Raw genomic sequence first — 2,652 nt, forward strand, 5'->3', positions numbered from 1 at the left:
AAGCGCGAACATTGGCGTCGCGACAGCCAACCTTTATCCGGCATTTTTGATTTCCGCCGGCGCGGGGTCGCAGCGCACGCGCATCGGGGGGCTACCCGACAGTTTGAATATCTGGAACTTCGGCCTCTCCATGACGCAGCCAATTTTTCGTGGCGGCGCATTGCGTGCGCAAAAACGCGCCTCCGTTGCCGCTTATCAAGCAGCGCTCGCGGACTATCGCGAAACCGTGCTGCAGTCATTGGAGCAAGTCGCCAATGCGCTGAGAGCGCTGCAAGACGATGCACAGGCACTTCAAGCGCGCGAGATTGCAGCAGGTGAGGCGCGCTCAAGCATGGCAATCACGCGTGCGCAATATGCCGCCGGCGGCGTCGGTCGCTCCGAGCTGCTCGACGCCGAGCGGCAAGTCTCGCAGACCTCGCTAGATCGAACGCGTGCGCACGCCGATCGGCTTGCCGATACGGCAGCATTGTTCCAGGCATTAGGCGGAGGGTGGACGACGAATACGCCGCCTTTCTGAACCAAGCGCAGCGGGTAACCGTGCGACTACGACGACGATTAGTCAGGAGACCTAATTTTTTGGACGATCCGTTCACATACCGACATGAAGGAGCGAATCATGGCGTTGACTTTGACTTCCTCTGCGTTTCATTCAGGCGATGGCATTCCTGAGCGTTTTACCTGCCAAGGTCAGGACATTTCACCGCCGCTTGCGTGGTCCGGTGTGCCTGCGAAGACAGAGAGCCTAGCCTTAATCATGGACGACCCCGACGCGCCAGACCCTGCAGCGCCCCAAAGGGTTTGGGTTCATTGGGTGCTCTACAACATTTCGCCGAGTGCGTCGGCGCAACTGCCTGCAGGGGCGCAAAGCACGACGTTGCCGGCCGGCACGCTCGAAGGCACCAACGATTGGAAGCGCACGGGTTACGGCGGTCCGTGTCCACCCGTCGGTCGTCATCGCTATTTTCTCAAGCTTTATGCGCTCGATACAACGCTGCCTGATCTCGGCCGGCCGAGCAAAACTGCGCTCGAGCACGCGATGCGCGGACACGTGATCGAGCATGCCGAGCTGATCGGAACTTACAAAAAGCGGTGAAGAACCGATCGATCCACGATGTAATCGGACGCTCGCACGCTGCCCGAATGAGACTGCGAGCCTTTCACATCCACTGAATTGCCCCATCAATCTGACTCCCCCGTAGCGGGCGGCGGCATCGCCCGCTGAGGCCGTCGAACCGGCGAGGCATCGTCTACCGACACCCAAGACCACCAGCCAAAACCGCCATTCGCCGCTTAAATGACATTAACGTAATGCCATGCTCAGTTCACCGACACCTTTGCCGTCTATCATTTAAAGTGACACTGATTCTTTTCGCGTGTCAGAAAATAATGAAAACAACCGCGAAAGAAATGAAATTGCAAGCAGCAGAGAGCGAATCGTATGAAACGTTTAAAACGGGGCTATTGGGTCTTGGCATCCTCATGTTTGATGCTCGGTATCGCCTGCGAGGCACACGCTGACCCAGCGAGCTCACCTGCACCATCCGTATCCGTAAGCGCAACGCCGTTGACAGCCGAACAACTGCAACAGCTCGTTGCGCCCATTGCGCTGTACCCGGACGCCTTGGTGGCGCAAATCTTCGCGGCGTCAACTCAAACGGTCGAGGTGGTCGAAGCGGACCGATGGGTGACCGCGCATCCCGAACTGAAGGGCGATGCGTTGGCCAACGAAGTCAACACGCAAAGCTGGGATCCTAGCGTCAAGGCGCTCACGGAGTTTCCGTCGGTACTGGCGAACTTGGACCAGAACCTGACGTGGACCTCATCGCTGGGTGACGCCTACAAGGAGCAGCCGCAGGCTTTAATGGCCGCCGTGCAGGCGATGCGCCAACGGGCCGAACAAGCCGGAACCCTCACAAGCACGGGCCAGCAGACAGTCACAACCGACGATCAAGCGATCACGATCGAGCCGACAGATGCCGACCTCGTCTACGTGCCGCAATACGACCCTTGGCTTGCCTATGGCGAGCCGGTTGCTGCATGGCCGGGCTGGTACCCCTACCCGGGCCTTTACTTCGATGGCCCGGGCCTCGCATTTGGCGTAGGTTTCGGGGTGTGGTACTTCGGCAACTATGGCTGGGGCTGGAACCATTGGAGGCCTGACTGGCGTCACCGAGCCGTAACGTATCAGCACGGCAACTACGCCTGGCACGATCGAGCAGGCATCGATCGAGATAATTTTGTCCGTCAATCCGGTGAATTTGGGACTGCCCACGCGTTCAATGGCGAGCGCACATTCCCCGGCTCGACGAATATGCGCATACCACAGCAGCAGCACGGGTTTGCGGCGCCGCAGACCCCGCTGGGTATCAACGCTCGGCAGTTTAGCGGCGTAACGCGCCAAGGATTCATCGGTTCTGGCGAAGCCGGCCATGGACGGGAGGGCTTCGGCGATGCGGGGCGCGCCGGCGAAGGCCGTTTTGGGGGTGGTGGTTTTGGGGGTGGTGGAGGCCACGGCGGCGGAGGGCACCGCTAGCCGACGAGGCTCGCTCCCTTCACGCGCGGTTCGCTTCACCCAGGGAGGGCTGCAAGCCGATATAACGATTGCAGCCCGGCGGCGGCCGTCGCACGAGGGGTCATTTGCTTGCCCAACGA

The 2,652-nt window shown here is 60.1% G+C and carries 3 protein-coding genes; all 3 read left to right on the forward strand.

Going from position 1 to position 2,652, the window contains the following annotated elements; all coding sequences use genetic code 11:
* The coding region (locus tag VL598_RS13220; protein WP_325327181.1) for a TolC family protein at positions 1 to 517 on the forward strand (517 nt) is incomplete at its 5' end.
* A gap of 99 nt (positions 518 to 616) precedes the next feature.
* The gene (locus tag VL598_RS13225; RefSeq protein ID WP_325327182.1) at positions 617 to 1,093 is read left to right on the forward strand and encodes a YbhB/YbcL family Raf kinase inhibitor-like protein; all 477 of its coding nucleotides are present in this window, start codon (positions 617 to 619) and stop codon (positions 1,091 to 1,093) included.
* Positions 1,094 to 1,564: 471 nt separating this feature from the next.
* Positions 1,565 to 2,533, forward strand: coding sequence for a DUF3300 domain-containing protein (locus VL598_RS13230; protein WP_325327183.1), 969 nt, complete (start codon positions 1,565 to 1,567; stop codon positions 2,531 to 2,533).
* The last annotated feature ends 119 nt before the right edge of the window (positions 2,534 to 2,652 follow it).

The sequence above is a fragment of the Trinickia sp. genome (assembly GCF_035492435.1).
Classification (GTDB): domain Bacteria; phylum Pseudomonadota; class Gammaproteobacteria; order Burkholderiales; family Burkholderiaceae; genus Trinickia.